Origin of the sequence: Opacimonas viscosa, assembly GCF_024199005.1 — a bacterium.
GTDB classification, from domain to species: Bacteria; Pseudomonadota; Gammaproteobacteria; order Enterobacterales; family Alteromonadaceae; genus Opacimonas; species Opacimonas viscosa.
In genome coordinates this window covers 1-248 of record NZ_JANATA010000265.1, presented here as the reverse complement: position 1 = coordinate 248, position 248 = coordinate 1, and the positions used below count along the sequence as shown (strand labels likewise).

General features: G+C 64.5%; 1 protein-coding gene. It reads left to right on the top strand.

All coding sequences use genetic code 11. From position 1 onward, the window contains the following. On the top strand, positions 1-248 hold a 248-nt coding region (locus NLF92_RS13535; RefSeq protein ID WP_254102782.1), incomplete at both ends, for an ATP-binding cassette domain-containing protein.

The window sequence follows — 248 nt, the reverse complement described above, 5'->3', positions numbered from 1 at the left end:
ACCTTTCCGGTGGGCAAGCGTCTGTTCGGCCCGGCAAAGGGGCTGGTGCGTGCGGTGCAGCCCCTGTCGCTCTCCGTCGAAGAAGGCGAGACACTCGGGATCGTCGGGGAGTCGGGCTGCGGTAAAACCACCCTGGCGCGGATGCTTGTGGGGTTGCAGCCACCCTCTACCGGCACGATTGAAATCAACGGTGCGCCCTTGGACGCCGCCGATCCGGCGGTGTTTGGCCGCAAGATCCAGTATGTGTT